1 pseudogene is annotated in these 239 nt (G+C 58.2%); it reads right to left on the bottom strand.

The annotated features are described in order from the left end of the window. Window positions 1-239: pseudogene (locus SB756_RS34795) on the bottom strand (DNA-binding response regulator); the annotation flags it as partial.

Raw genomic sequence — 239 nt, 5'->3', positions numbered from 1 at the left:
AACAGCATGAACTCTTTGCGCGTCAGTGCAAGAGTGACACCGTCACGCAGAACCTGAAAGCGCGCTGAGTCCAGCACCAGATCGCCCACCCGCAGGACGCTACTGTGCGGCTGCTGCTGCCGGAGCTGATTTCTTACCCGAGCCAGCAACTCCGCAAAAGAGAACGGCTTAACCAGGTAATCATTGGCCCCCAGTTCCAGCCCTTTCACCCGATCATCCACCGAGTCTCTGGCAGTCAG

The sequence above is a fragment of the Pseudomonas sp. SIMBA_068 genome, from assembly GCF_046534705.1.
Lineage (GTDB): Bacteria > Pseudomonadota > Gammaproteobacteria > Pseudomonadales > Pseudomonadaceae > Aquipseudomonas > Aquipseudomonas putida.
Note: the sequence above shows the minus strand (reverse complement) of the source record. Positions and strands in the feature narration are given on the sequence as shown.